Origin of the sequence: Peribacillus sp. R9-11 (genome assembly GCF_031345095.1) — a bacterium.
Classification (GTDB): domain Bacteria; phylum Bacillota; class Bacilli; order Bacillales; family DSM-1321; genus Peribacillus; species Peribacillus butanolivorans.
Genome location: NZ_CP133763.1, coordinates 3,766,809 through 3,790,441, shown reverse-complemented (window position 1 = coordinate 3,790,441; position 23,633 = coordinate 3,766,809). Strand labels below are relative to the sequence as shown.

The following is a 23,633-nucleotide window of genomic DNA, read 5'->3' as shown; positions in this document are numbered from 1 at the left end:
TTAGAATGTTGATACATTCAACACCGTGTTAATTATAAAAGAGGAAGGGTGTGCGTGCAGTGAATGCGATTACCATTGAGGAAATTGCTAAAGGCTTTAAACACAAAAAAGTCATTCAGCCATTAAACCTAAATATTGCAGAAAGAAAAATTTTCGGCTTATTAGGACCATCTGGTTGCGGGAAAACGACCTTAATTAAAATGATTGTCGGTATGATGAAGCCGGACACTGGAAAAATCACAGTGCTTGATTGTGAAGTGCCAAATGAAGCATTGCTATCAGAAATCGGCTATATGGCGCAGTCCGATGCCTTATATACAGAGCTGACGGGTGCTGAAAATCTTGAATTTTTTGCAAAGCTTTACCGTTTATCGAAAAAGGAACAAAGAGAACGCATTCAGTATGCAGCCGAAATTGTACAGTTAACGAATGATTTGTCTATTCGGGTTGCATATTATTCTGGGGGCATGAAGCGTCGCCTGTCACTTGCTATTGCCCTTATCCAAAATCCGAAAATTCTAATTTTGGATGAACCAACTGTCGGTATGGACCCTGTGTTGAAACAATCCATCTGGAAGGAATTAGAACGTTTAAAAAATGATGAGCATAAAACAATCCTCATTACAACGCATGTAATGGATGAAGCAGAACGTTGCGATAATCTAGCGATGCTGCGTGAAGGGAAAATCATCGCATCCGGCACACCTGCCGCATTAAAGACACAATACGGGGTACAAACGTTTGATGAAGTGTTTTTAAAGATAGTAGGTGAGCTGTAATGCGAATTACAGCTCTTGTTACACGAATTACACGACAAATGCTCCGAGATCGAAGAACACTCGCATTGCTCTTCTTTGCACCATTGCTCATCTTAACGCTCATGTATTTTATTTTTCATTCAGAAGCGAGTGATTTAAAAATCGTTGTTACAGGTAGTAATGAAAACATCGCTGAAGCATTGAAACAAGCAGATTTTCAAGTAACGGTTGCCAAGCATTTTTCAAAAGAGAGCATGGCCAAAAATAACATCGACGGCTGGCTGCAATTTGAAAATGGCAACATGAAGCTGACCCTTTTAAACGATGAACCGTCTCGTGCAAAGGCCGTTCAAATGCAATTAGCGCAAGGCTTGCAAGGAGATGCAAACAATCCTTCGATTGATTCGCATTATGTGTATGGTGATGCCGATTCGAAGATTTTTGATATTTTTAGTCCTATGCTCGTGGGCTTTTTCGTTTTCTTCTTTGTTTTTTTAATAGCGGGGATTGCGCTGCTAAAGGAACGTACAAGTGGTACATTAGAACGGTTACTTGTGACACCGATTAAACGATATGAAATTGTTGCAGGCTATGTAATTGGATATGGTTTGTTTGCACTCATTCAAACTATAATTGTTGTACTATACGCGGTAAATGTACTGGATATTGTGCTCGTCGGCTCCATTTGGCTCGTTTTATTGACGAATATTCTCGTCGCGCTTGTGGCATTATCCCTCGGTACATTATTATCAAGTTTCGCAACATCTGAATTTCAAATGGTACAATTTATTCCACTCGTCATCGTGCCACAAATCTTCTTTACGGGTATTTTTCCATTAGATGGTATGGCAGACTGGCTGCAGCAAATTGGCAAAATCATGCCGCTTTACTACGCGTCGGATGCATTGAACGGTATTATGTACAAAGGCTTAACCTTCGCTGAGGTAGTGATGGATTTACTCATTCTCCTTGCATTTGCTGTTGTTTTTATCACTTTCAATATTTTGAGTTTGAAAAAATATCGTGCCTTATAAATGAGAGGAGTTGTAAGCTACTATTTCTTTATGGAGTAGAATCAGGAATTTGAAGGAAACCGTTTGGCGGGATTCATAATGATAATGAGCTTATCCAAAGATCCATATCGTCGCTTGTTTTTAACAGGTTCACTATATCCGTCTCGCCGATATAGCGGGCGTAAGGTTAATAGAATAATAGTGGAAGGGCTGTTTCCTAGAGATAGGCCTTTTTATCGAAAATAAGAGGAAATATGAGTAACATTGGGCTGTGATTTTCTTAATGGAAGCAACATTGGTGGAAAGGACCTTCATTTGAGTATCTTGAAAATGGCATAAAGCAGTTTCATTAACAGAAACGTTTTTATCGTTTATAATGAGGGAACGAAAACACATGAGGAGGTATGTAAAATCATGTATATTGAATGGACGGAAAGAGCGGCAGATAAAATAGCCGATAAGATACAGGGGCAAGAAGGATTTTTACAGTTAAAATATGACACAGATGGCTGTGGCTGCGTTGTGAGTGGTGTGACAGCCCTATGGTTAGTCAACGAACTTGATGAAGGTAACGAGAGAGTGGAAACAAACGGAATCTCTCTATACGTAGAAAAGTCAAAAATGATTTTTCTCGATGAAGTTATGAAAATAGACTTTGTACCGGAAGCGAACAGCTTTCAGTTAAAAAGTCCGAATCAAATCTTAAATCCGAGAATGAGCTACTTTAATAAAATCTAAAAGAAGAAAAAGAGAGGATATCAAGCTTTCATGATAGGTATCCTCTCTTTTTCTATCTCAATACAAGCTGTTTAAGAAACTGATCAATTTGTTCTTCATATTCTTTTGGATTTTCATTATAAGATTGAGCGTGGGCGCCCTTTTTAGCAATGTACAGCTGCTTTGGCCCCTCTTTTGCTGCATATAATTCCGTTGTCATGGAAACGGGGATAAAGGTATCATGTTCACTATGAATGAACAGTACTGGTTTTTTAATATTTTTTATATAATTAATCGGTGACACTTCTTTAGTCCAATATCCGTCACGAAGTTTGATGAACGTACGACCAAGCGGAAACACGGTCCAAGATGGTAAAGGGATTTCCGCGCTGATTTGGTGTTTGATCTGCTCCTCAAAGTTTGAAAATGGGCAATCGGCAATGTAAAAATCAGCGCCATCTTCAAGCATCCCGGCATACAGAAGCAGAGTTGCGGCTCCCATGGATTCCCCATGAATGCCAATGTGAAGGTCGTCGGAGCCTTTACGTCTTTTCAATTCGTCGATTACGGCCTTCAAATCGAATTTTTCATAATGGCCATAACTGCTAGTCTTACCACCAGAATCTCCATGACGGCGATGATCATAAATGATAGCATTGAAGCCGCGCTTAAGAAAAATGTTCATGTACTTAATCGAATTAATTTTGTTCTCCGTCACACCATGTGAAATAATAATCCACTTATTCGTCTCAAACGGTTCGATAAACAAACATTTCAAGGAATATCCGGATGGTGAAGGTACCCAGATTTCAGTTTTAGGTAGGATATCAAAATCCTCTTTAATTAGACGTTTAGCCATAATTTCACGATTCTGGATAAAATCATCTTCCTTCTTTTTCATGTACATGATCCGATTAGAAAAATAAATGCCGACGCCGATGATATAGGTCAGAATTCCAGCCAATGCAAGCCACCATTTTTTCATGAAAATCCTCCTCAGTTATTTTCTTTATTTTACCATGAGGGAAATGGAGAAAACACTGTTTGAAAATCATAACGAGAGAAACCGCAGTCGTGATATAATAATTTCATAATGGCTAGGAGGTTTTAGGGATGAAAAAGAAACAGTCGCGGAATCAAAATCAAAGCAAAATACAAGATAAAGAGTCATCATCATTGAAACTTGGTGATATGCTTAATCAAGATATCATGTCCCAGCTTCGTCAAAAGCAAAAAGAACTGAATGATGCTGAACAAGAGAAAAAAGCAGCGGAAGAAGAAAAAAAACGCGAAGAAAGAAAACGGCGTGAGAAAAATAAATCATTCGAAGAGCTGCTGGGAGAAAGCAATCTTAACTGGAAGAACTATAAATAATGTAAAAAGGGAGCAGACTTGGTACTGTCTCCCTTTTTGATAAACCACTCTTTCTGAAAGAGTACGCCGACATTTGTTCAATAACGAATATTGCTTTATTTTATAAAGTATAACGATTATATTAAAGATAAGTTTGATATGTATTCACAATATCAAACGGACTACTACTAGCTGGTGATATGATGGAAAAAAGATTAGAAAATGTACTGGAAAACCAATTATGTTTCCTGCTTTATGCAAGTTCAAGGGAAATGACGAAAAAATATAAACCGCTGCTTGATAAACTCGAAGTGACATATCCACAGTACCTCGTTCTCCTTCTACTATGGGAGCAGGATACACTTACAGTTAAAAAATTAGGGGATTTACTTGCCCTCGACTCAGGAACGCTTACCCCCATGTTAAAACGAATGGAACAGAATGGCTTAATTGTCCGTGAACGTTCCACTCAAGATGAACGGTCTGTCATGATTCAGCTGACCGAAAAGGGAAAGGGTTTACAGGAAGAGGCCTGTTTCATTCCCGATCGCATTTCAGCTATGTCGGGTGAGGATAAGAGGGTGGTTGAGGATTTGAAAGCTTCGCTGCTCCAACTGTTGACAACATTACAGAAATTTTAGCGAAAAGAAAAAACGCTTGGGAGCCCAAGCGTTTTTTTGTCGGATATATTAATCTACATCGATTTCAATAGTGACGTCCACATTGCCGTTGATTGCTTTTGAATAAGGACACATTTGGTGCGCTTTATGAACAAGGGTTTCAAATGTCTCTTTATCGATCCCAGATCCTTTCACAGCTAAAGTGACAGCCAAGCTGTACTGATGCATCTCACCCATCAATAAACTGACACTAGCAGTGACTTTAGAATCAAATTTAATGCGTTCAATTTTACCAACGGATTGCAAAGCACTATCAAAACAAGCAGCATACCCAGCTGCAAAGAGCTGTTCAGGATTAGATGCTTCAGGCATCTTATTAGCCCTCGGCGTTCCAGGCATCGCAATATCAACTGTGAAGTTTCCATCGGCAGAAATGGCCGTTCCTTCTCTGCCCCCATTAACCGTTACAGACGTAGTAAATAATGTTTTTGTCATCATTTTCTCCTTTGCTTCCTATTTAGATTGTGCACAATTGAATTGTATAGCATATATTTAAGAAAAGCAACAGAAAAGAATTTGTGAAAATCATTAGTATCGTTAAATCTCTCAATTAATTAATAGTATGTTCAGTAACTCTTGTTACATTAAATGGCAATACATCTCCCCATAAAAACACCAATCCTTCAGGTTCTCTGTCGCATTGTTTACTAAATATCTTGTTTAATGGGAGTGATCGAATCTTTTTCAATTGGGTGTTTAATAAGTATAATGACAGTGTGCTGAAAAAAAGTGACGTTAGCCGAGATAATCTAATAAAGGAAATAAACACTATTCTTAATTAAGAAAAAAGTGATAACACATATTGTTGTGATACCCTAAAAAACAGAGTCAATACAATGCAATCAAAAGGAGTATATCCAGGAGGGGAAAATGTTGGAAGAAGGCAATTAGATGGGGTTAAGCTTGCGATAAATCAGATAATGAATATAGCGTTTAAACGAAATTAGACTACCTCAGCCCGCTTGTTTTACGGAGATAAGGTAGCCTATTGCTGGTTTTTATTTTTCTTGGAAACACTAGGTTAGTTTAAGGTCTCCCTTTTATTTCCGATGACTTTCATATTTGTTTGCTTTGGTCAACTGCTTCAACACATCAAGTTCAGCTTCAGTAAGCGAAGAGCTGTTAACGGCACGGCAGTTTTCACGGAGCTGCTGCACTGAGCTTGCTCCAGGTACGACAGCAGCAACGCTTTGGTGTGACAATACAAATTGCAGGGCCGTATCATTCAACTTTCTGCTGGAAAGCTTGTCCTTTAATTGTGGAAGCAGATCTTTAAGTTCTTGATAACTATAGTCAAGATAATCATCTTCATTTGCCTTTTCAAGCATTTTCTCACTAAGCAGTCCTTTAGCAAGGGGGCCACGGGCAATGATGCTGATCTGTTTGTTTTCCAAAAGAGGCATCCACTCTTCTGGGCGGCGGTCGAGTAGGCTGTATTGCATCATCACGGAGTCAAGATCAGATTTTTCGGTAAATTTCTTAATTACGTTGGGGCGAATTGAGGAAATTCCATAGTACCGGATATAGCCTTCCTTTTTCAACTCCTCAAATGCTTCAACAGTTTCTTCGATATTGTCTGAAATCGTGCCCCCGTGCAGCTGATAAAGATCAATATAATCGGTTCCTAGCCGTTTTAAGCTGTTCTTTACTGCCGTTTTGATATGGGTGCCAGATGGATCCCAGCTCCAACTATCCTTATTTTCATTCCAGTGGTTTCCGACCTTCGTAGCTATGTATACTTGGTCGCGGACCGATTTTAAGTTTTTTCCGACGATTTCTTCATTCACACCGAAATTATATAAGTCAGCAGTATCAAAATAATTGATTCCTTCATCCAAAGCAGCCTGTATGATCTCAGATGCCTGACTTTCGACAGTACCCAATGACATGCAGCCGAGCCCGATTTCAGATACGAATAACTCTGAATTTCCTAGTCTACGATTTTTCAATTTTATCCACTCCCTTTACCTACATTGTAAAGGACAAATCCATTTCGCTCAAAGAATTCACTTGATTCGTTTTAAAGGAGAGGTTGCCTGTTGATCGTGTATGTCGGCAATCCAATCATTGATATAGACATATTTATTTTGCAATTGTTTTAGTTTTTGAACGATCTCCCAACTCTTTCCAGATAAAATGACGCCTTTGTCCAATACATAAACTTTCATCGAATCGCCCTCCATCTCTATTATGGTAAAATGTATGAAGAATAATACTGCAATTAGAACAGAGGAGTGGTCAGGATGAAAAAATTTGAAGAAAAAACGATATCTTCGGAAAAAGTATTCACCGGTAAAGTAATCAGCCTACAGGTGGATGATGTAGAGCTTCCAGATGGAAAAACAAGTAAACGTGAAATCATCAAGCATCCGGGAGCGGTTGCAATCATAGCTGTTACAGCAGACAATAAAATCATCATGGTCGAACAGTACCGTAAAGCGCTGGAGAGAAGTCTGGTTGAAATTCCTGCAGGAAAGCTCGAAAAAGGCGAACAACCGATTCTGTCGGCAGAACGGGAACTTGAGGAAGAGACAGGGTATGTATGCGAAAAAATGGAACACATCATATCCTTTTATACGTCCCCAGGCTTTGCCGATGAATTGGTTCACATTTATGTAGCCCACAATTTGAAAAAGAAAGAAAATGCGGCCCCCTTGGATGAGGATGAATTTGTCGAGGTGATTGAGCTGACGGTAGAGGAAGCTCAAACCTATATAGATGAAGGGAAAATCCAGGATGCCAAAACGGCATATGCAGTTCAGTACCTGCAGTTGAAAAAGGTCATGACTTCATAAATGAAAGAGTATTACGCTGACCTGCATATCCACATAGGCAGAACAAGAAGTGGAAAGGCCGTAAAAATAACCGGTGCTAAAACGTTGACCTTCAGCAAGGTGATACAAGTGGCAAGTGAGAGAAAAGGTCTCGATTTAATCGGGATAATTGACTGCCATTCTCCTGAAGTTATCGAAGAGATTGAAGCAGGAATTCTGGACGGGGAAATTACAGAGAAGGATGAAGGCGGTCTTCTTTACCGGAACACAACAATCATTCCAGGCTCTGAAATTGAAATTTATGATCAGCATTGTAATGGCCCAATCCATGTTCTTGCCTATTTTCCAACATTGGAAGCGATGAAGAATTTTTCGGTGTGGATGAGCGGTTATGTTAAAAATATCACCTTAAGCTCTCAAAGAATTTATTGTGACGGAAGAACACTGCAAAAAATAGTAAAATCACTTGGCGGCTTGTTTATCCCAGCACATGTTTTTACCCCCTTTAAAAGTTTATATGGTAAAGGGGTAAAGTCGAGTCTGGCTGAAGTATTCGATCCAGAGTTAATCGACGCCATCGAGCTTGGGTTAAGTTCTGATACAGATATGGTCAAGGATATAAAAGAGTTGGAATCCTTTGTCTTCGTGACGAATTCTGACGCACATTCGCTTGGGAAAATAGCTCGTGAATATCAAAAAATTCGACTTAAAGAACCAAGTTTTAACGAGTTGGCAAAAGCCCTTCAAGATACAGAAGGACGAAAGGTATCAGCCAATTATGGGTTGAATCCCTTATTGGGAAAATATCATCAAACCGTTTGTTCAGGATGTTTACATCAATTGTTAAGGGATAATGAACAATGTCCTGAATGTGGAAACAAGACTATCATTAAAGGGGTGTCGACTCGAATAGAGGAACTATCTATTCCTAAAATGAATGGAGAGAAACGAAGGGAAAGACCGCCATATATCCATCAAGTACCCCTCGATTTCATCCCGGGACTTGGTCCTAAATCAATGGAAAAACTGCTAAAGGCATTTGGAACCGAGATGAATATCCTTCATGAGGTAACCCTTGAACAACTCAAAGAAATCGTTCCTGAAAAATTGGCCCACTATATCGATTCTGCCAGAAAAGGGGAGCTTACTTTTGAAGTTGGGGGCGGAGGTAAGTATGGGAAAGTAAAAAAGAACAGCTAATTATTTGTTTATGTAAGGGAACAAAAAAGAGTCCTGACAGAGGAGGTTTATACTGTCAGGACTTTTTTTAGTTTGTTGTTTTTGCATATATATAGGTGTCTCGCAATTCCTTGCCGTCAGCACTTATACAGTCATTATGTAAAGTTCCTTCAAGAGTATACTTTAGTTTTTCGGGAATTCGTTTACTAGCAAGGTTATTAGGGTCACAGCGGATTTCAACCCGCTTTGCCCCATAATGATGAAAAGCAAATTGGGTTAACTTTTCAATCGCTTCGGTTATGTACCCTTTTTTACTGTGCATCGTATCAATCCAATAGCCAATCTCAAATTTGGGGATATCCCAGTTAATTCGGTGCAGACCAGTGGAACCGATGAATTGGTCGTTTTCTTTCCTATAAATATGAAGTCTAATATCCTCTTTTAAAATAAAGTCCGCAAAGGCTTTTAGGACGTTCTGTTCTGAGGTTTCCAAGGACGGTTCCTGATGGGCAAATGGAAGCCATTGTTTTAATTCATTCTGGGAACGGACAATGGCTTCATACACATCTTTGCCATCTCCAGGTTGACAAGGTCTTAGATATAGCCGTGGAGTTTCAATTTTTTCTGGGAAATCCATTAATATAGCTTTCATATCACACCTCCAAGTAATGGTTATGGAAAATTATAACATGATATTGCTTTGAGGTGTTCTTCCTGATTAGGGAATTCATACTTGTTTTCTTTAGCATAAATGAAAGAGTGAAAACATAGATTCTAGTAAGCGGAGTTGGGAGGATGAAAGATGAAAAAAAAATCTGTCGTACAAAATGCCGTAATGAAACACATTAACGAACATTCCTCATTATATGTCTTTATCACTGTGCTTTTTTTAATGGGTGTCATTTTTGGCGCTGTACTCGTAAATAGTTTGAGTTTTACCCAAAAAGAGGACTTGTTCTATTATTTATCACAATTTTTTGGACAAGTTACCAAAGGAGAATTTGCATCTTCGCATGATATGTTTAGCCAAAGTATTATGCATAACATAAAATATATAGGCCTCATCTGGATTCTTGGGATTTCGGTTATTGGGTTGCCGGTTATCTTGATATTGTTATTTATTAAAGGAATGGTTGTAGGGTTTACAGTCGGCTTTTTAGTTAATCAAATGGGGTGGAGCGGGTTCTTATTATCATTTGTCGCAATTCTACCACAAAATATATTCATTGTACCGATTTTCATCGTAATAACGGTCCTTGCTGTCTCGCTATCAATGAAAATGATCAGCCGGATTTTCCTCAAGCAAATTCGAGAGCCGCTGAAGCCAATTATATCACGCTATATTTTTTCATTAATTTTGTCAGGATTATTTTTAATTACAGCTGCTGTATTTGAAGCATACTTATCACCCTCTTTAATGAAAAATGTCGTCAGTTTCCTGGGTCATTGAAGGGAATTTGCTAATCACAACAATTTTTTTATCATTAACAAGAAATCTATTTTGACAGTTTTCCCTCATTTGTTATAATGGATAAGATAGCGGCGCGGGAGGGAATATAGGTATGGAAATAGAAAATAGAATTGATAGAATAAAAAAGCAGTTGCACTCGTCCAGCTACAAACTAACGCCTCAGCGAGAAGCGACCGTCCGCGTTTTACTTGAGCACGAAGAGGATCATTTAAGCGCAGAAGACGTTTACCTCCTTGTCAAAGAAAAGTCGCCGGAAATTGGATTGGCAACAGTATACCGTACGCTAGAGTTGCTGACTGAATTGAAGATAGTAGATAAAATTAACTTTGGAGACGGGGTTTCCCGTTATGATTTAAGACAAGAAGGGGCTGCCCATTTCCATCATCATCTTGTTTGTGTGGAATGTGGAGCGGTAGATGAGATTCAAGAAGACTTACTTGAAGACGTAGAATCCATTGTAGAACGCGACTGGAACTTCAAGATTAAAGATCATAGATTAACCTTTCATGGTATTTGTCATCGATGCCATGAGAAAGACGAGAATAAAGGTGAATAAAGTCGGACCTTTTCCATTAAATGGAGAAGGTTTTCTGCATTTTTAAAAGGGTAAATATCTGCAGAGCAAGGTCCATTCGACATGTAGCTGAATTCAGGAAATTAGGATAACGTCACTTTTCTCTTTTATAGCTGTTTTTACTTTCTCCTTACCGAAACATGTATAAAACTTGTCCTGTTGGGCATAGATTGATACAAAGGATCGAATGGGAGGGGAAAGGTGATGAAAACTTCATTGTCGCTTGTTCTACATACAGCTAAAGTGATGATTCTCTTTGTTAGCTTCACTATTCTTTTTTATATAGGAATGGTATGGTTAAATCAGGAATATCAAAGTTATCATCGTTATGACGAACCCAAAGGTATGGCTGTAAAAGTATCAAAGGCTGTTGATACAGGTGATGATGCATGGCTTGAACGCTTAATGTTGTTTTATTTAAACGGGGAGTAATGAATATGGAGAATCAAATTAGGGATTTTATTCATTTTTTAACCATTGAAAAAGGACTTGCCAAGAATACGCTCGTTTCTTATGAACGCGACTTAAATTCATATTGGAGCTACTTGAAAAATGTAGAAACCATTACCAACTGGAATGATTCGCGGAGGGTGAACATCTTGCATTTTCTGGTTCATTTGAAGGATCAGGGCAAATCATCGAAAACGGTAGCGCGTCATATCGCCTCCATTAGGTCTTTTCATCAATTTCTTCTCCGAGAAAGGGTGACCGACCAGGATCCATCTTTACATATAGAAACACCAAAACCAGAGCGAAGCCTCCCAAAAGTGCTAAGCATGGAAGAGGTGGAAGCGTTATTAGAGGCCCCAAAGGTAATGGATGAATATGGTTTGCGTGATAAGGCGATGCTTGAATTGATGTATGCGACAGGGATGCGCGTAAGTGAGTTAATATCAATGGATGTGAGTGATGTCCATGCATCGATGGGCTTTGTCCGCTGTATTGGAAAAGGAAATAAAGAAAGAATCATTCCAATTGGCCAAACGGCACTTGGTGCTATTGAAAATTATTTGGATAGGGCCCGAGGAAAATTTGCTAGTCCAAAGCACCGAACAGAGTCACTTTTTTTGAATCATCATGGAAACAGGCTGACAAGACAGGGATTTTGGAAGATTTTAAAGAAACTTGTGAAAACGGCGCAAATAGAAAAAGAAATCACCCCACATACTTTGCGTCATTCCTTCGCGACACATCTATTAATGAATGGGGCAGATTTAAGGGCAGTCCAAGAGATGCTAGGTCATGCGGATATATCGACGACGCAAATTTATACGCATATTACAAACGTTCGGATTAAGGATGTATATTCAAAATTTCATCCGCGAGCTTAGAAGTTTAGTAGAATGATAGAGAGGTTGTGAACTTCACTGCAAAACAGATGAAGAAAGCAGCCTTTTTCGAAATTGAAAGGGGATACAAACGGTCGATACTAAATCGCTATAGTGGACATTGTGAAGATCTAGTGATACGTTTTTCTTTCAGAAATATATTATTTGTCTCCATCATGGTAATCGTTTACAATGTAGAGAGGTCAGACTTCTGACGTTCTCGTAATTTTCATTTTATTGAAGAGTAACTAAACAGTATACGGGTAATATAGAGAGTATAAAAACTGATTTACTATTTTAGGAGGAATGAGCATGAAAGGGAATTCAGCGTTTAAACGTATTTTTGTAGTGGTTATGGACTCAGTAGGGATTGGTGAAGCACCTGATGCAGATTTATTCGGTGATAAAGGGTCAGATACACTTGGTCATATCGCAGAAAAAATGAATGGATTAAACATGCCAAATCTCGCAAAATTGGGTTTAGGTAATATCCGTGAAATCAAAGGGATTGATAAAGCGAAGCAACCGCTCGCATACTATACGAAAATGAAAGAAGCGTCTACTGGAAAAGATACGATGACTGGACACTGGGAAATTATGGGGTTGAATATATCGACTCCATTTCGTGTGTTCCCAAATGGTTTCCCAGAATTATTAGTCAATGACCTCGAAGCGAAATTGGGTCGTGGGATTATTGGGAATATTCCGGCTAGCGGGACGGAAATCATAGAAAGACTTGGCGAAGAACATATGAAAACGGGTGCGTTAATTGTTTATACATCTGCGGATTCAGTTTTACAAATCGCTGCCCATGAAGATATAGTTCCGGTAGAAGAATTATACCGAATTTGTGAGATTGCACGTGAAGTAACAATGGCTGATGAATTTAAGGTTGGACGCGTAATCGCAAGACCTTTCACAGGCCAACCAGGCAGCTTCAAAAGAACGCCTAATCGTCATGATTATGCTTTAAAACCATTTAACAGGACGGTTATGGATGAATTGAAAGATTCCGGATATGATGTTCTGGCAATCGGGAAAATTTCTGATATTTTTGATGGTGAAGGGGTCACTGAATCCTTAAGGACCGTATCTAATATGGATGGAATGGATAAATTAATCCAAACCATCGAACAGGATTTCAAAGGTTTAAGTTTCCTTAACCTGGTCGACTTCGATGCTTTATACGGTCACAGACGTGATCCAGAGGGTTACGGAAAGGCATTAGAAGAATTCGATGCTAGAATGCCAGAAGTACTCGATAAGCTAAAAGAGGACGATTTATTAATCATCACTGCTGATCACGGGAATGACCCGGTACATGAAGGGACCGACCATACACGTGAATATGTGCCATTATTAGTTTATTCTAAACGATTTACAGAAGCTGGCGAGCTTCCAATAAGAGATACATTTGCTGATATAGGGGCAACAGTCGCAGCTAACTTTGATGTGAAAATGCCTGCCTTCGGAAAAAATATTTTGGGCGATATGAATTAAGGGGAGAGAAAATATATATGTTTAATAAAATAGAAGCAGCTGCCTCATTTATAAAAAGTAAGATTGATGGTTGTCCAGAAATAGGATTGATTCTTGGTTCGGGACTTGGGGTATTAGCAGATGAAATTGAGAATCCTATTACGATCCCATATCACGATATACCGGAATTTCCAGTATCAACTGTTGAGGGACATGCAGGTCAGCTTGTCTTCGGTATTTTAAGCGGCAAAAAAGTTGTAGCTATGCAAGGTCGTTTTCATTTTTATGAGGGATACTCTATGGAGAAAGTCACATTCCCTGTGCGTGTAATGAAGCTTCTTGGAGTTGAGCAGTTAATTGTAACTAATGCTGCGGGAAGTGTTAATGAAAGCTATGCACCGGGAGACTTGATGCTAATTACGGATCATATCAATTTAATGGGGGCAAATCCATTAATTGGTTCAAACGAAGAGCGGTTTGGTCCTAGGTTCCCTGATATGTCAGAAGCGTATAACAAAGAGCTGCGAGCTCAAGCTAAAAAAATTGCTTCATCGCTTGGTATGGATATTAAAGAAGGTGTCTATATTGGGAATTCAGGCCCGACCTATGAAACACCCGCAGAAGTGAAAATGGCAAGGATTCTTGGCGGGGATGCAGTCGGCATGTCCACTGTTCCGGAGGTTATTGTGGCAAGACATAGCGGTATGAAAGTACTCGGTATTTCATGTCTTACCAACATGGCTGCAGGCATTTTGGATCAGCCGTTGTCACATGTAGAAGTAATTGAAACGACGGAAAAAGTAAAGAGTAGTTTTCTGGAATTTGTTAAACAAATCGTTAAAGACATTTAAAACAGTTTAAATTTAAAATAAAATAAGCACAGCTAAATGTAGCAGTGCCTTTAAAAAAGCGGGGAATCTAATATGAGAATGGTAGATCTAATCGAGAAAAAACGTGATGGTAAGGCTCTTTCTACGGAAGAAATTCAGTTCATTATCCAAGGGTTTACTGATGGAACGATTCCTGATTACCAAATGAGTGCTTGGTCAATGGCCGTTTATTTCAAAGGTATGAATGAGCAAGAACGTGCTGATTTAACCATGGCTATGGTTGAATCGGGCGATCAAATTGATTTAACTATGATTGAAGGAGTTAAGGTTGATAAACATTCCACTGGAGGTGTAGGTGATACGACAACACTTGTTCTTGGACCTTTAGTGGCTGCAGTTGGAGTTCCGGTAGCGAAGATGTCAGGACGCGGTCTTGGCCATACTGGCGGAACAATTGATAAATTGGAATCTGTTACAGGTTTTCATGTGGAAATAGAAAATGATGAGTTTATACGACTTGTGAATAAAAATAAAATAGCTGTCATTGGTCAAAGTGGTAACTTAACACCTGCGGATAAAAAGTTATATGCATTGCGCGATGTAACGGCTACTGTTAACAGCATCGGCTTGATTGCTGGTTCAATTATGAGTAAAAAAATAGCTGCTGGTGCCGATGCAATTGTCCTTGATGTGAAAACGGGTGCAGGAGCATTCATGAAAACTCTCGAAGACTCAGAAGAATTAGCTCATGCAATGGTGAGCATCGGGAATAATGTTGGGCGAAACACGATGGCTGTAATTTCAGATATGAGCCAGCCGCTAGGTTACGCAATCGGAAATGCTTTAGAAGTGAAAGAAGCAATCGATACGCTTAAAGGTGAAGGTCCGGAAGATTTAACGGAACTTTCCTTAACACTAGGCAGTCATATGGTGTTCCTTGCTAAAAAGGCAAGCTCGCTTGAAGAAGCTAGAACCCTGCTTGAAAACGCAATTAAAGATGGTTCTGCTCTTAACTCATTTAAGGTTTTCTTAGAAGCGCAGGGAGGCGATGGTTCGGTTGTAGATCAGCCAGAAAAACTTCCGCAGGCTGCCTATACTTTTGAGCTTGAAGCAAAAGAAGACGGATATGTATCAAAAATCGTTGCCGATGAAGTTGGAACAGCGGCTATGCTTTTAGGAGCCGGAAGAGCGACCAAGGAATCAGAAATTGACCTAGCTGTTGGGTTAGTACTCCGTAAAAAAATCGGAGAAGTCGTGGCAAAAGGTGAATCTCTAGTGACGATTTACAGTAATTTTGAAGATGTTTCAGAAGTAAAAGAAAAATTGTATGAAAACATATCTATCTCGAAAGAAAAAGTTGAAAAACCTACGCTTATCTATAAAGAGATTATGGAATAATGTAACTTCAAAAATGTTGCTCTTTTTTTAGAGAGTGACCTTTTTGTAACCTTAGCTAGCTTATGTAGCTAAAATAATCCTATGATTTTAAAAAGAGGATGCCTATGCGCATCCTCTTTTTATTTTTGTGTTAATTTTCCTAATAATTCTTATATTTACAAAATTTATCTTTAAATGAACTTATTTGTATAAAAATGGGTGTAATGGAAAAAATAAATCATATAAAGATTGGAGGGTATGGAGATGAAGCGGATTCTTTCTCTATTTTTAACCGTATTAATAGCTGCTGGTTTTAGCATCCCACATACAAAAGCAGCGGAAGATAAAGGAGTCGACTTAGCGGCTAATGCTAAATCTGCTATTTTAATTGAACGGGATACAGGTACCGTATTGTATGATAAAAACGCAGATGATCGTCTTTCACCGGCAAGTATGACCAAGATCATGACGATGCTGCTAATCATGGAAGCAATCGATAAAGGCGATCTTACCATGAAGGAAAAAATCAGGACAAGTGAGTATGCAGCGTCGATGGGTGGTTCTCAAATCTTCCTCGAGCCAGGTGAAGAAATGACCACGGAGCAAATGCTTAAAGGCATCTCGATTGGTTCGGCGAATGATGCATCGGTGGCGATGGCGGAACGAATTGCGGGATCTGAAGAAGAGTTTGTTAAGAAAATGAACAAAAAAGCGAAAGATCTCGGGCTAAAAAACACGAAGTTTCAAAATGTGACAGGCCTTCCTGTTAAAGATCATTACAGCTCGGCTTATGATATGTCCATCATGGCGAAGGAGTTATTGAAATACGATACAATTACAAGGTTCACGGGTACATATGAAGACTATCTCCGTGAAAATACCGAAAAGAAATTCTGGCTGGTTAACACGAACCGATTAGTGAAATTTTATCCGGGGGTAGATGGGCTAAAAACAGGATTTACAAATGAAGCGAAGTATTGCCTGACGGCTACAGCGAAAAAAGGGAATATGCGGGTCATTGCCGTCGTTTTCGGAGCAGCATCTCCGAAGGAGCGAAATGCGCAGGTTACCAAAATGCTTGATTATGCTTTTTCACAATACATCACATATCCTATATATAAACGAGGCGAGATGTTAGGAGAATCAAAGGTAAGTAAAGGTCACAAGAAAATGGTTATAGGAGTAACAAGTGAACCTATTTCAGTTTTGACAACCAAGAACGGAACAGCGAAGGATTTTACAAAAAAAATTACTCTTAATAAAGATTTGAATGCACCAATCAAAAAAGGCGATCAAATTGGTACGCTTGAATTGAAGAAAAACGGTAAGGTGTATGTCGAATCGCCAATTGTTGCGAAGGAAACTGTTGAAAAAGCCAGTTGGTGGCAATTGTATAAACGGGCTTTCGGCATGTTTACTCAAGTCAAATAGAATAATTTGTCGCATTACCTGATAAATGTACTAATTTAGGCGAAAGCCCACTAGTTTTGCTATGAAGAAGGAATCTGCAGGTGAAAAAGAGAATTTGACTCTTTATAAGACAGTGAAGGAGGCTGTATATAATGAGTCTTACGATTAATATGGAGGCGAAAGATCGTGTATTATGCATTCGTCTCAAAGGTGATTTAGATCATCATACAGCAGAAAAATTGAAAAAACAGGCAGAGTCAGCAATTCAAAAGCATAACATCAAGCACATAATTCTCAACTTAGAAGAATTACATTTTATGGACAGTTCAGGACTCGGTGTTATTTTAGGGCGTTATAAGCAGGTAAACAATAAACAAGGTGAAATGGTCGTCTGCGCAATTTCTCCAGCAGTAAAGCGGTTATTTGAGATGTCAGGGTTGTTTAAAATTGTTAAAATGGAACTATCCGAAAAAAACGCTTTGCAAAGACTGGGGGTTGCCTAAGATGAAAAATAAAATGGAAACGAAATTTTCTGCACTAAGCCAAAATGAATCTTTTGCCAGGGTTACAGTTGCGGCTTTTATTGCCCAGTTAGATCCAACAATGGATGAATTGACAGAGATCAAGACTGTCGTGTCAGAAGCAGTTACGAATTCGATTATTCATGGGTACGAGAGTGACCCGGAAGGATGGGTCTACATTTCTGTGATTATTGAAGGTGATACTGTAGAATTGACCATCCGTGATGAAGGACTGGGCATTGAAGACGTCGAGGAAGCTAAACAGCCACTATTTACGACAAAACCTGAACTTGAACGTTCCGGTATGGGATTCACCATTATGGAAAACTTCATGGATGAAATCAATATTATTTCCCATAAGGGTGAAGGTACGATCATTCGATTAAAAAAGCACTTAACTACAAGCAGAGCTTTGTGCAATTAAGGGAGACTTGCATATGGATGTGGAGGTTAAAAAAGAGAAGAGCAAAAAAGGCCAGCCCCATTTAAAAGATGAGGAATTACGGAATTTAATCCAACGCAGCCAGAGTGGTGACCAGGACGCAAGAAACTTGATTGTCAATAGCAATCTAAGACTTGTCTGGTCCGTAGTACAGAGATTCCTCAATCGAGGTTATGAACCGGATGATTTATACCAGATTGGCTGCATTGGGCTTTTGAAGTCCGTAGATAAATTTGACTTATCGTTTGAAGTGAAATTCTCTACGTATGCTGTACCAATGATCATTGGAGAGATTCAACGTTTTATCCGTGATGATGGAACTGTAAAAGTAAGCCGTTCTTTAAAGGAAATGGCAAATAAAATTCGTAGAGCCAAAGAGGAACTTTCAAAAACGTACGGCCGTGTTCCAACGGTCAATGAATTGGCGGAACATCTTGAGCTGTCACCAGAGGAAATTATCATGGCCCAAGAGGCTAGTCGAAGTCCTTCTTCCATCCATGAAACGGTTTATGAAAATGATGGCGACCCGATTACTCTTCTTGACCAGATTGCCGACAATAATGAAACATCATGGTTTGACCAAATCGCTTTAAAAGAAGCCATCCATGAATTGAATGAACGTGAAAGACTAATTGTTTTCCTGAGGTACTATAAAGACCAGACGCAATCGGAAGTAGCGGCAAGACTTGGCATATCCCAAGTACAGGTGTCACGGCTGGAAAAGAAAATTCTCCAGCAGATGAAAAACCACATGAATCAGTGATTCATGTGGTTTTTTTTATTTGATTTGAGAAAAATTTGGGTTTTAGGAAAAGGTAAAAAGACTCTAATCATATTAAAAAGGAGCCCATAGTAGTTTGAGGTGATGGGAATTTACGGAAATAAGAGAGGGGATGAAATTTTTTAGTTGAATTTAGAATTAAAAACGAATATTATAGTAAAGGTCGCGCTTTTCATTCGTTTTTTATCTTTCATTCAACGAATATAATTAATCTGAAAAAAGTGTAGATGCAGTACAATTTTAGGACACCTTTGTCTTCGCATGCAAACGATTGTATCGGTGTTTCCTTTAGATCTGGAGGTCTAAATGATGTTTTTAGAAAAGTTTTTCTCCCTAAAAGAAAATGGGACGGATGTCCGTACTGAAGTTATGGCGGGTGTTACGACATTTTTAACTATGGTTTATATCCTTATTGTGAATCCGGCTTTATTATCCTCAATCGGAATTCCATTTGAACAAGTCTTTATGGCAACAGTCATTTCTGCTGTTATAGGTACCCTTATTATGGGGTTGGTCGCAAAATATCCAATTGCGATTGCACCGGGGATGGGCTTGAATGCTTATTTTGCTAGTGTAGTTGGTGCACAAGGTCTTTCATATCAAACCGTATTTGGAACAGTTTTCATCGCAGGCTTGCTATTTTTATTGATAAGTGTAACGAGCTTGCGCAAAATGATAATTGATGCCATTCCGAATTCATTAAAATATGGAATCACCTCTGGAATTGGTTTATTCATCGCGTTTATCGGATTGAAAAATGCGGGAATCGTCGTACCGAATGATTCAACTATGGTTACGCTTGGCGACTTGCATCAATCTGGAACAGTTTTAGCACTTGCAGGTTTATTTATAACGTTAATTTTAATGGCACGCAATGTTAAAGGAGCAATTTTTATTGGGATGATCATTACGGCAGTCATTGGCTACTTTATCGGTCTTCTCAACTTTAATGGAGTGCTATCTGTGCCGCCTACACCGGTATTTTTCGATATCGATATCTCTGGGGTCTTTACGAACTCTCTATATTCAGTTGTTTTTGCCTTTTTACTTGTGACAATCTTTGATACGACAGGTACATTGATTGGAGTAACGGAGCAGGCAGGTTTAACGAAGGACGGGAAAATACCTCGTGCGAAAAAAGCATTTTTAGGAGATGCAATTGCGACGACAATTGGCTCTTTGTTTGGAACAAGTCCTTCCACAGCATATGTTGAATCTAGCACAGGTGTGGCAGCAGGAGGCCGTACTGGTTTAACAGCCACGGTGGTAGCTATCTTGTTTGCAGCATCTATTTTCTTTTCTCCATTGATCTCGGCCATTTCTTCAGTTTCAGCAATCACTGCACCTGTTTTGATTATCGTAGGTTGTTTTATGATGGAAGGTTTAGCTAAAGTCAATTGGAAAATGTTTGATGATGCATTTCCGGCATTTGCGATTATTTTAACGATGCCTCTTACTTCAAGCATATCAACGGGGATTGCAATTGGATTCATAACATATCCCCTTATGAAGTTATTTAGTGGAAAAGGAAAATCAGTTCATCCACTTATTTATATTTTTGGATTGATATTTTTAGTTCAACTGATTTTTTTCCCAACTCATTAAGTTAATAATGTAAACAAAAAAGACATGCTGTCATTCAGCATGTCTTTTTTGTTTTATCTTTCACCCTCGTAATTAGTAATATTTGGACATCCGTTACTTCCTGCATTTTCACTGTGTTTCCAATCCATACTACTATCATAAGGAAATAAAAGGTCGGGATGTGATGATAATGGCAGTTGTATATATCAGGATGAGGAACCGTGTACAAGTAAAGGGAAATCAAACGGTGAGGATTAAAGATATTGCAAGGATAATCGGACCTGAAGAAGTGATTCAAATAATTGAAGAGACCTTTTTATTAACGGTCAAGAAGGAAGATAAGAATATTATTGTCATTGATTTGGCTCAACTTATCATGGCCATTCGTAAAGTGGATCCGCAAATTGAAGTGCAGACATTTGGGCCATCTCAGACCATCATCGAAGTCATATATTCAAAAAAGAAAATGTCTTACCTAACTTTTGCTCTAGTCTGGTTCTTATTATTTATTGGAGCTGGGATGACAATTATGAATTTCCATGTTGATGTCAGTATGGGGGAAGTCCATCAAAAAGTCTTTACGTTAATAACGGGGAAGCTAGATGAAAAGCCACTATTAATACAGATACCTTATAGCTTCGGACTTGGCATAGGAATGATTTTATTTTTTAATCACTTTTTTAAAAAACGCTTTAATGAGGAACCTAGTCCGCTCGAAGTTGAAATGTTCAATTACCAGCAGGATTTAGACCGTTATGTCACCATGAATGAAAATAAGGAAAACGTGCGCCATCTTGATGACAGGTAAAATTATCTTCGGAATCTTTGTCGGTCTAGCTGGAGGTTTTGCAACAGGTGCCGGTTTTGTAGCGTTTTTGACTGTACTTGGAGTGATACCGAGACTGACTCAGTTGACGAAAACGATGAAAATGATTCATTACTATGAAGCAGCAATTATTGCAGGTGTTGTCGCTGGAACATGGTTAGGCTTACAGGAAACGAAATTTTTCCTGCATCATTTTTTATTAATTCCGATTGGCTTGGCAGATGGGATTTTTAATGGGATGCTGGCTGCTGCTTTGACTGAAGTTTTGAATGTTTTTCCGATTCTTTCTAAACGAATCGGAATTCAAGAGAAGATTATTTATCTGTTAATGGCACTTGTATTAGGGAAGATAGCCGGTTCTTTATTCCAATGGATTTATTTTGTCGATTTGTAAGTTCTTAAGTATTATTCCTGATGATGAAAGAAGGGCCAAGATGGTGACCAAACGAAAAGTGATATTAATAACGGATGGAGATGAGTATGCAAAACGGGCTGTCCAGCTTGTAGCTAAGGAAATAGGTGGACGGTGCATCTCTATGTCCCAAGGTAATCCATCCCGTTATTCGGGCAATGAGCTAGTTGAATTAATAAAAAAGGCAAAGTATGATCCTGTACTGGTTATGTTTGATGATAGTGGTTTTATCGGTGAAGGATTCGGTGAACAGGCGATGAAGGTGGTTGCCGGCCATCCTGATATAGATGTCCTTGGGGTTATTGCAGTTGCTTCAAAGACTAGGAGGGAAGAATGGACAAAGGTGGATGTATGTATTGACCGGGATGGGAATTTAACACCAAACGGAGTTGATAAATACGGGGCTGAGGAATTTGAACTAGGAAAGATTACAGGAGATACAGTGTATTGCATCGATGAATTAAATGTTCCAATAGTGGTGGGGATAGGGGATATCGGGAAAATGTCCCATCAAGATGATATTAAAAAAGGTGCACCGATCACGAAGCTTGCGGTGGAAATTATTTTGGAAAGGAGCGGTCATAATGGCTTCAGAAAATCCTCAAAACATGAAACCGATTCCGAATAAAGTAGCGGAAGTAGACTCGTTCATGGAAGAAAAAGTAGGTCTTGGCGTCAGCTTTGACTTAGGGGTAAGAAGAATAAAGGTCTTAAAAAAAGATGTACATTTATACTATGTGAACGGGCTGACGGATACAGAGTTCATCATTGGAATTCTTGACTCGCTAATCCATAACAAAAATGCTGAAATTATGACGACAAAAGTGTTTGAAACAGTCAAAAACTTGCTTGTCCACCAATCTGTTGAAGAAATAAGTACAATGGATGAGCTTGTTGATCAAGTGCTGTCCGGCTTAATAGTCATCGTCGTCGATGGTAGAGCAACGGGATTGGTTGTAGATGTCAGGAGTTATCCTGGAAGGCAACCAGTAGAGCCTGATACGGAAAAGGTCGTCCGTGGATCCAGGGATGGTTTTGTCGAAAATATCATCATTAATACAGCGATAACCAGACGGAGAATTCGGGATGAAAGATTACGTTTTGAAATTTTGAAGGTGGGGGAACGTTCGAAAACGGATATAGCAATCGGATACATTAAAGATATTGCCGATCCGGATTTAATAGCAGTCGTACGCAAGGAATTGAAAAATATAGAAGTTGATGGCATAACGATGGCGGATAAGACGATTGAAGAGTTTATCGTCAAGCAAGGATATAACCCGTATCCGCTTGTAAGATACACGGAGAGGGCTGATGTAGCGGCAACGCATTTACTTGAGGGGCATGTCCTTATTTATGTGGATACTTCACCGAGTGTCATCATTACCCCGTCCACTCTTTTTCATCACATGCAACACGCTGAGGAGTATCGGCAGGCACCTGCTGTTGGAACCTTGGTGCGATGGGTCCGTTTTTTAGGGATTTTCGTTTCGCTTTATTTGCTGCCGATTTGGTTATTGTTTTCGTTAGAACCGTCCCTTCTCCCCGATAATCTTGAATTTATCGGGCCGAATAAAAAAACGCATATACCGATTATTGTCCAAATCTTCATTTCCGATATTGGGATAGAATTTTTAAGGATGGCAGCCGTTCATACCCCGACCCCGCTTTCTACTGCAATGGGTTTGGTTGCGGCAGTTTTGATAGGACAGATAGCAATAGATGTTGGCCTATTTGTCCCTGAAGTGGTTCTCTACGCTTCCGTAGCGACAATCGGTACATTTGTCACTCCAAGTTTAGAACTAGGGGTTGCGAATAAAATTTCCCGTTTAGCGCTGCTTGTGTTGGTTGCTTTATTTAAAGTGCCGGGCTTAATTATAGGTATCACAATTCATATTATTTTGCTTACCAGTATAAAAACGTTAAATACACCGTATTTATGGCCGCTTCTCCCGTTTCAGCCGAAAGCTTTGTCTCATATAATATTTAGAAGACCTTATCCAGGTTCTATAGAACGTCCGAGTATTGTACATCCCCAGGATATATATAGGCAGCCAAGAAAATCTAAAGGTTGATGTTGTCGAAAAGTTGTGGTAATTTAATTTTATTCGGAAAAAGCAGTAA

General features: G+C 39.1%; 28 protein-coding genes. 23 read left to right on the top strand and 5 right to left on the bottom strand.

Annotated elements, in window-relative coordinates:
• Positions 1–50 precede the first annotated feature (50 nt).
• From RE409_RS18380 to RE409_RS18370, 3 genes are all read left to right on the top strand, one after another.
• Positions 51–779: an ABC transporter ATP-binding protein gene (locus RE409_RS18380; protein WP_376182662.1), complete on the top strand. Its 729-nt coding sequence runs from the start codon at positions 51–53 to the stop codon at positions 777–779.
• Positions 779–1,792, top strand: a complete 1,014-nt coding sequence (locus RE409_RS18375) for an ABC transporter permease (RefSeq protein WP_201185709.1) — start codon at positions 779–781, stop codon at positions 1,790–1,792. Before RE409_RS18380 ends, RE409_RS18375 begins: the two co-directional genes overlap by 1 nt.
• A gap of 393 nt (positions 1,793–2,185) precedes the next feature.
• The gene (locus RE409_RS18370) at positions 2,186–2,509 is read left to right on the top strand and encodes an iron-sulfur cluster biosynthesis family protein (protein WP_053346861.1); all 324 of its coding nucleotides are present in this window, start codon (positions 2,186–2,188) and stop codon (positions 2,507–2,509) included.
• 52 nt (positions 2,510–2,561) lie between these two features.
• Here the strand turns inward: RE409_RS18370 and RE409_RS18365 are convergent, their stop codons facing one another.
• Positions 2,562–3,473: an alpha/beta hydrolase gene (locus tag RE409_RS18365; protein ID WP_201185707.1), complete on the bottom strand. Its 912-nt coding sequence runs from the start codon at positions 3,471–3,473 to the stop codon at positions 2,562–2,564.
• Positions 3,474–3,601: 128 nt separating this feature from the next.
• Here RE409_RS18365 and RE409_RS18360 point away from each other — a divergent pair, with 128 nt between their 5' ends.
• Positions 3,602–3,862: a YqkE family protein gene (locus tag RE409_RS18360; RefSeq protein ID WP_201185705.1), complete on the top strand. Its 261-nt coding sequence runs from the start codon at positions 3,602–3,604 to the stop codon at positions 3,860–3,862.
• Between the two features lie 182 nt (positions 3,863–4,044).
• Positions 4,045–4,482 carry a MarR family winged helix-turn-helix transcriptional regulator gene (locus RE409_RS18355; protein ID WP_056525214.1) on the top strand — a complete coding sequence of 146 codons (438 nt, stop codon included), beginning with the start codon at positions 4,045–4,047 and terminating at the stop codon, positions 4,480–4,482.
• 48 nt (positions 4,483–4,530) lie between these two features.
• Here RE409_RS18355 and RE409_RS18350 read toward each other — a convergent pair whose 3' ends face one another.
• The 3 genes from RE409_RS18350 to mciZ form a co-directional block, all read right to left on the bottom strand.
• Entirely contained in the window at positions 4,531–4,956 is a 426-nt protein-coding gene (locus RE409_RS18350) for an organic hydroperoxide resistance protein (RefSeq protein WP_309557877.1), read from the bottom strand.
• A gap of 605 nt (positions 4,957–5,561) precedes the next feature.
• Positions 5,562–6,470: an aldo/keto reductase gene (locus RE409_RS18345; RefSeq protein WP_309557876.1), complete on the bottom strand. Its 909-nt coding sequence runs from the start codon at positions 6,468–6,470 to the stop codon at positions 5,562–5,564.
• Positions 6,471–6,527: 57 nt separating this feature from the next.
• Positions 6,528–6,689 (bottom strand): Z-ring formation inhibitor MciZ, encoded by a 162-nt coding sequence (gene mciZ, locus RE409_RS18340; RefSeq protein WP_082527557.1) that lies wholly within the window; start codon positions 6,687–6,689, stop codon positions 6,528–6,530.
• A 75-nt stretch (positions 6,690–6,764) separates the two neighbouring features.
• Here mciZ and RE409_RS18335 point away from each other — a divergent pair, with 75 nt between their 5' ends.
• Together RE409_RS18335 and RE409_RS18330 are read left to right on the top strand one after the other, a co-directional pair.
• On the top strand, positions 6,765–7,316 hold the full coding sequence (locus RE409_RS18335; protein WP_053346855.1) for an NUDIX hydrolase: 552 nt from the start codon (positions 6,765–6,767) through the stop codon (positions 7,314–7,316).
• On the top strand, positions 7,317–8,495 hold the full coding sequence (locus tag RE409_RS18330) for an endonuclease Q family protein (protein ID WP_201223736.1): 1,179 nt from the start codon (positions 7,317–7,319) through the stop codon (positions 8,493–8,495).
• A gap of 67 nt (positions 8,496–8,562) precedes the next feature.
• Here the strand turns inward: RE409_RS18330 and RE409_RS18325 are convergent, their stop codons facing one another.
• Positions 8,563–9,126: a GNAT family N-acetyltransferase gene (locus RE409_RS18325; RefSeq protein ID WP_201223737.1), complete on the bottom strand. Its 564-nt coding sequence runs from the start codon at positions 9,124–9,126 to the stop codon at positions 8,563–8,565.
• Positions 9,127–9,276: 150 nt separating this feature from the next.
• On the opposite strand from RE409_RS18325, the gene spoIIM reads away from it, so the two are divergent.
• The 16 genes from spoIIM to RE409_RS18245 all read left to right on the top strand — a co-directional run bounded on the left by spoIIM (position 9,277) and on the right by RE409_RS18245 (position 23,584).
• Entirely contained in the window at positions 9,277–9,924 is a 648-nt protein-coding gene (spoIIM, locus tag RE409_RS18320; RefSeq protein ID WP_053346852.1) for a stage II sporulation protein M, read from the top strand.
• Between the two features lie 118 nt (positions 9,925–10,042).
• Positions 10,043–10,501, top strand: coding sequence for a ferric iron uptake transcriptional regulator (locus tag RE409_RS18315; protein ID WP_053348129.1), 459 nt, complete (start codon positions 10,043–10,045; stop codon positions 10,499–10,501).
• A 222-nt stretch (positions 10,502–10,723) separates the two neighbouring features.
• Positions 10,724–10,951: a YqzK family protein gene (locus RE409_RS18310; RefSeq protein ID WP_053346851.1), complete on the top strand. Its 228-nt coding sequence runs from the start codon at positions 10,724–10,726 to the stop codon at positions 10,949–10,951.
• Between the two features lie 5 nt (positions 10,952–10,956).
• Complete coding sequence (xerD, locus tag RE409_RS18305) at positions 10,957–11,850, top strand: site-specific tyrosine recombinase XerD (protein ID WP_201185693.1); 894 nt, start codon at positions 10,957–10,959, stop codon at positions 11,848–11,850.
• Positions 11,851–12,159: 309 nt separating this feature from the next.
• Positions 12,160–13,347, top strand: a complete 1,188-nt coding sequence (deoB, locus tag RE409_RS18300; RefSeq protein WP_201223739.1) for a phosphopentomutase — start codon at positions 12,160–12,162, stop codon at positions 13,345–13,347.
• 17 nt (positions 13,348–13,364) lie between these two features.
• Complete coding sequence (locus tag RE409_RS18295; protein ID WP_309557875.1) at positions 13,365–14,177, top strand: purine-nucleoside phosphorylase; 813 nt, start codon at positions 13,365–13,367, stop codon at positions 14,175–14,177.
• Positions 14,178–14,249: 72 nt separating this feature from the next.
• Positions 14,250–15,554, top strand: a complete 1,305-nt coding sequence (locus tag RE409_RS18290) for a pyrimidine-nucleoside phosphorylase (protein ID WP_056525190.1) — start codon at positions 14,250–14,252, stop codon at positions 15,552–15,554.
• A 243-nt stretch (positions 15,555–15,797) separates the two neighbouring features.
• Entirely contained in the window at positions 15,798–16,964 is a 1,167-nt protein-coding gene (locus RE409_RS18285; RefSeq protein ID WP_201185689.1) for a D-alanyl-D-alanine carboxypeptidase family protein, read from the top strand.
• A 131-nt stretch (positions 16,965–17,095) separates the two neighbouring features.
• Complete coding sequence (gene spoIIAA / locus RE409_RS18280) at positions 17,096–17,446, top strand: anti-sigma F factor antagonist (protein ID WP_201223744.1); 351 nt, start codon at positions 17,096–17,098, stop codon at positions 17,444–17,446.
• Between the two features lies 1 nt (position 17,447).
• Entirely contained in the window at positions 17,448–17,888 is a 441-nt protein-coding gene (spoIIAB, locus tag RE409_RS18275; RefSeq protein ID WP_053346844.1) for an anti-sigma F factor, read from the top strand.
• Between the two features lie 13 nt (positions 17,889–17,901).
• Positions 17,902–18,669, top strand: a complete 768-nt coding sequence (gene sigF / locus RE409_RS18270) for an RNA polymerase sporulation sigma factor SigF (protein ID WP_053346843.1) — start codon at positions 17,902–17,904, stop codon at positions 18,667–18,669.
• A gap of 324 nt (positions 18,670–18,993) precedes the next feature.
• Positions 18,994–20,292 carry an NCS2 family permease gene (locus RE409_RS18265; RefSeq protein ID WP_201250690.1) on the top strand — a complete coding sequence of 433 codons (1,299 nt, stop codon included), beginning with the start codon at positions 18,994–18,996 and terminating at the stop codon, positions 20,290–20,292.
• A gap of 166 nt (positions 20,293–20,458) precedes the next feature.
• Positions 20,459–21,079 (top strand): stage V sporulation protein AA, encoded by a 621-nt coding sequence (locus RE409_RS18260; protein WP_201187942.1) that lies wholly within the window; start codon positions 20,459–20,461, stop codon positions 21,077–21,079.
• Positions 21,069–21,491, top strand: coding sequence for a stage V sporulation protein AB (locus RE409_RS18255; protein WP_201223747.1), 423 nt, complete (start codon positions 21,069–21,071; stop codon positions 21,489–21,491). Before RE409_RS18260 ends, RE409_RS18255 begins: the two co-directional genes overlap by 11 nt.
• A 40-nt stretch (positions 21,492–21,531) precedes the next feature.
• Positions 21,532–22,137, top strand: a complete 606-nt coding sequence (locus RE409_RS18250) for a stage V sporulation protein SpoVABEA (RefSeq protein ID WP_201185683.1) — start codon at positions 21,532–21,534, stop codon at positions 22,135–22,137.
• Positions 22,094–23,584, top strand: coding sequence for a spore germination protein (locus tag RE409_RS18245; protein ID WP_397443368.1), 1,491 nt, complete (start codon positions 22,094–22,096; stop codon positions 23,582–23,584). Before RE409_RS18250 ends, RE409_RS18245 begins: the two co-directional genes overlap by 44 nt.
• Positions 23,585–23,633 lie beyond the last annotated feature (49 nt).

Coding starts and splice junctions, on each gene's coding strand:
- sigF (WP_053346843.1), top strand. CDS start 17,902: ATGGATGTGGAGGTTAAAAAAGAGAAGAGCAAAAAAGGCCAGCCCCAT.
- xerD (WP_201185693.1), top strand. CDS start 10,957: ATGGAGAATCAAATTAGGGATTTTATTCATTTTTTAACCATTGAAAAA.
- RE409_RS18330 (WP_201223736.1), top strand. CDS start 7,317: ATGAAAGAGTATTACGCTGACCTGCATATCCACATAGGCAGAACAAGA.
- RE409_RS18285 (WP_201185689.1), top strand. CDS start 15,798: ATGAAGCGGATTCTTTCTCTATTTTTAACCGTATTAATAGCTGCTGGT.
- deoB (WP_201223739.1), top strand. CDS start 12,160: ATGAAAGGGAATTCAGCGTTTAAACGTATTTTTGTAGTGGTTATGGAC.
- RE409_RS18290 (WP_056525190.1), top strand. CDS start 14,250: ATGAGAATGGTAGATCTAATCGAGAAAAAACGTGATGGTAAGGCTCTT.
- RE409_RS18370 (WP_053346861.1), top strand. CDS start 2,186: ATGTATATTGAATGGACGGAAAGAGCGGCAGATAAAATAGCCGATAAG.
- RE409_RS18265 (WP_201250690.1), top strand. CDS start 18,994: ATGATGTTTTTAGAAAAGTTTTTCTCCCTAAAAGAAAATGGGACGGAT.
- RE409_RS18310 (WP_053346851.1), top strand. CDS start 10,724: ATGAAAACTTCATTGTCGCTTGTTCTACATACAGCTAAAGTGATGATT.
- RE409_RS18335 (WP_053346855.1), top strand. CDS start 6,765: ATGAAAAAATTTGAAGAAAAAACGATATCTTCGGAAAAAGTATTCACC.
- RE409_RS18255 (WP_201223747.1), top strand. CDS start 21,069: ATGACAGGTAAAATTATCTTCGGAATCTTTGTCGGTCTAGCTGGAGGT.
- RE409_RS18250 (WP_201185683.1), top strand. CDS start 21,532: ATGGTGACCAAACGAAAAGTGATATTAATAACGGATGGAGATGAGTAT.
- mciZ (WP_082527557.1), bottom strand. CDS start 6,689: ATGAAAGTTTATGTATTGGACAAAGGCGTCATTTTATCTGGAAAGAGT.
- RE409_RS18350 (WP_309557877.1), bottom strand. CDS start 4,956: ATGACAAAAACATTATTTACTACGTCTGTAACGGTTAATGGGGGCAGA.
- RE409_RS18375 (WP_201185709.1), top strand. CDS start 779: ATGCGAATTACAGCTCTTGTTACACGAATTACACGACAAATGCTCCGA.
- spoIIAA (WP_201223744.1), top strand. CDS start 17,096: ATGAGTCTTACGATTAATATGGAGGCGAAAGATCGTGTATTATGCATT.
- RE409_RS18325 (WP_201223737.1), bottom strand. CDS start 9,126: ATGAAAGCTATATTAATGGATTTCCCAGAAAAAATTGAAACTCCACGG.
- spoIIAB (WP_053346844.1), top strand. CDS start 17,448: ATGAAAAATAAAATGGAAACGAAATTTTCTGCACTAAGCCAAAATGAA.
- RE409_RS18355 (WP_056525214.1), top strand. CDS start 4,045: ATGGAAAAAAGATTAGAAAATGTACTGGAAAACCAATTATGTTTCCTG.
- RE409_RS18365 (WP_201185707.1), bottom strand. CDS start 3,473: ATGAAAAAATGGTGGCTTGCATTGGCTGGAATTCTGACCTATATCATC.
- RE409_RS18295 (WP_309557875.1), top strand. CDS start 13,365: ATGTTTAATAAAATAGAAGCAGCTGCCTCATTTATAAAAAGTAAGATT.
- spoIIM (WP_053346852.1), top strand. CDS start 9,277: ATGAAAAAAAAATCTGTCGTACAAAATGCCGTAATGAAACACATTAAC.
- RE409_RS18360 (WP_201185705.1), top strand. CDS start 3,602: ATGAAAAAGAAACAGTCGCGGAATCAAAATCAAAGCAAAATACAAGAT.
- RE409_RS18245 (WP_397443368.1), top strand. CDS start 22,094: ATGGCTTCAGAAAATCCTCAAAACATGAAACCGATTCCGAATAAAGTA.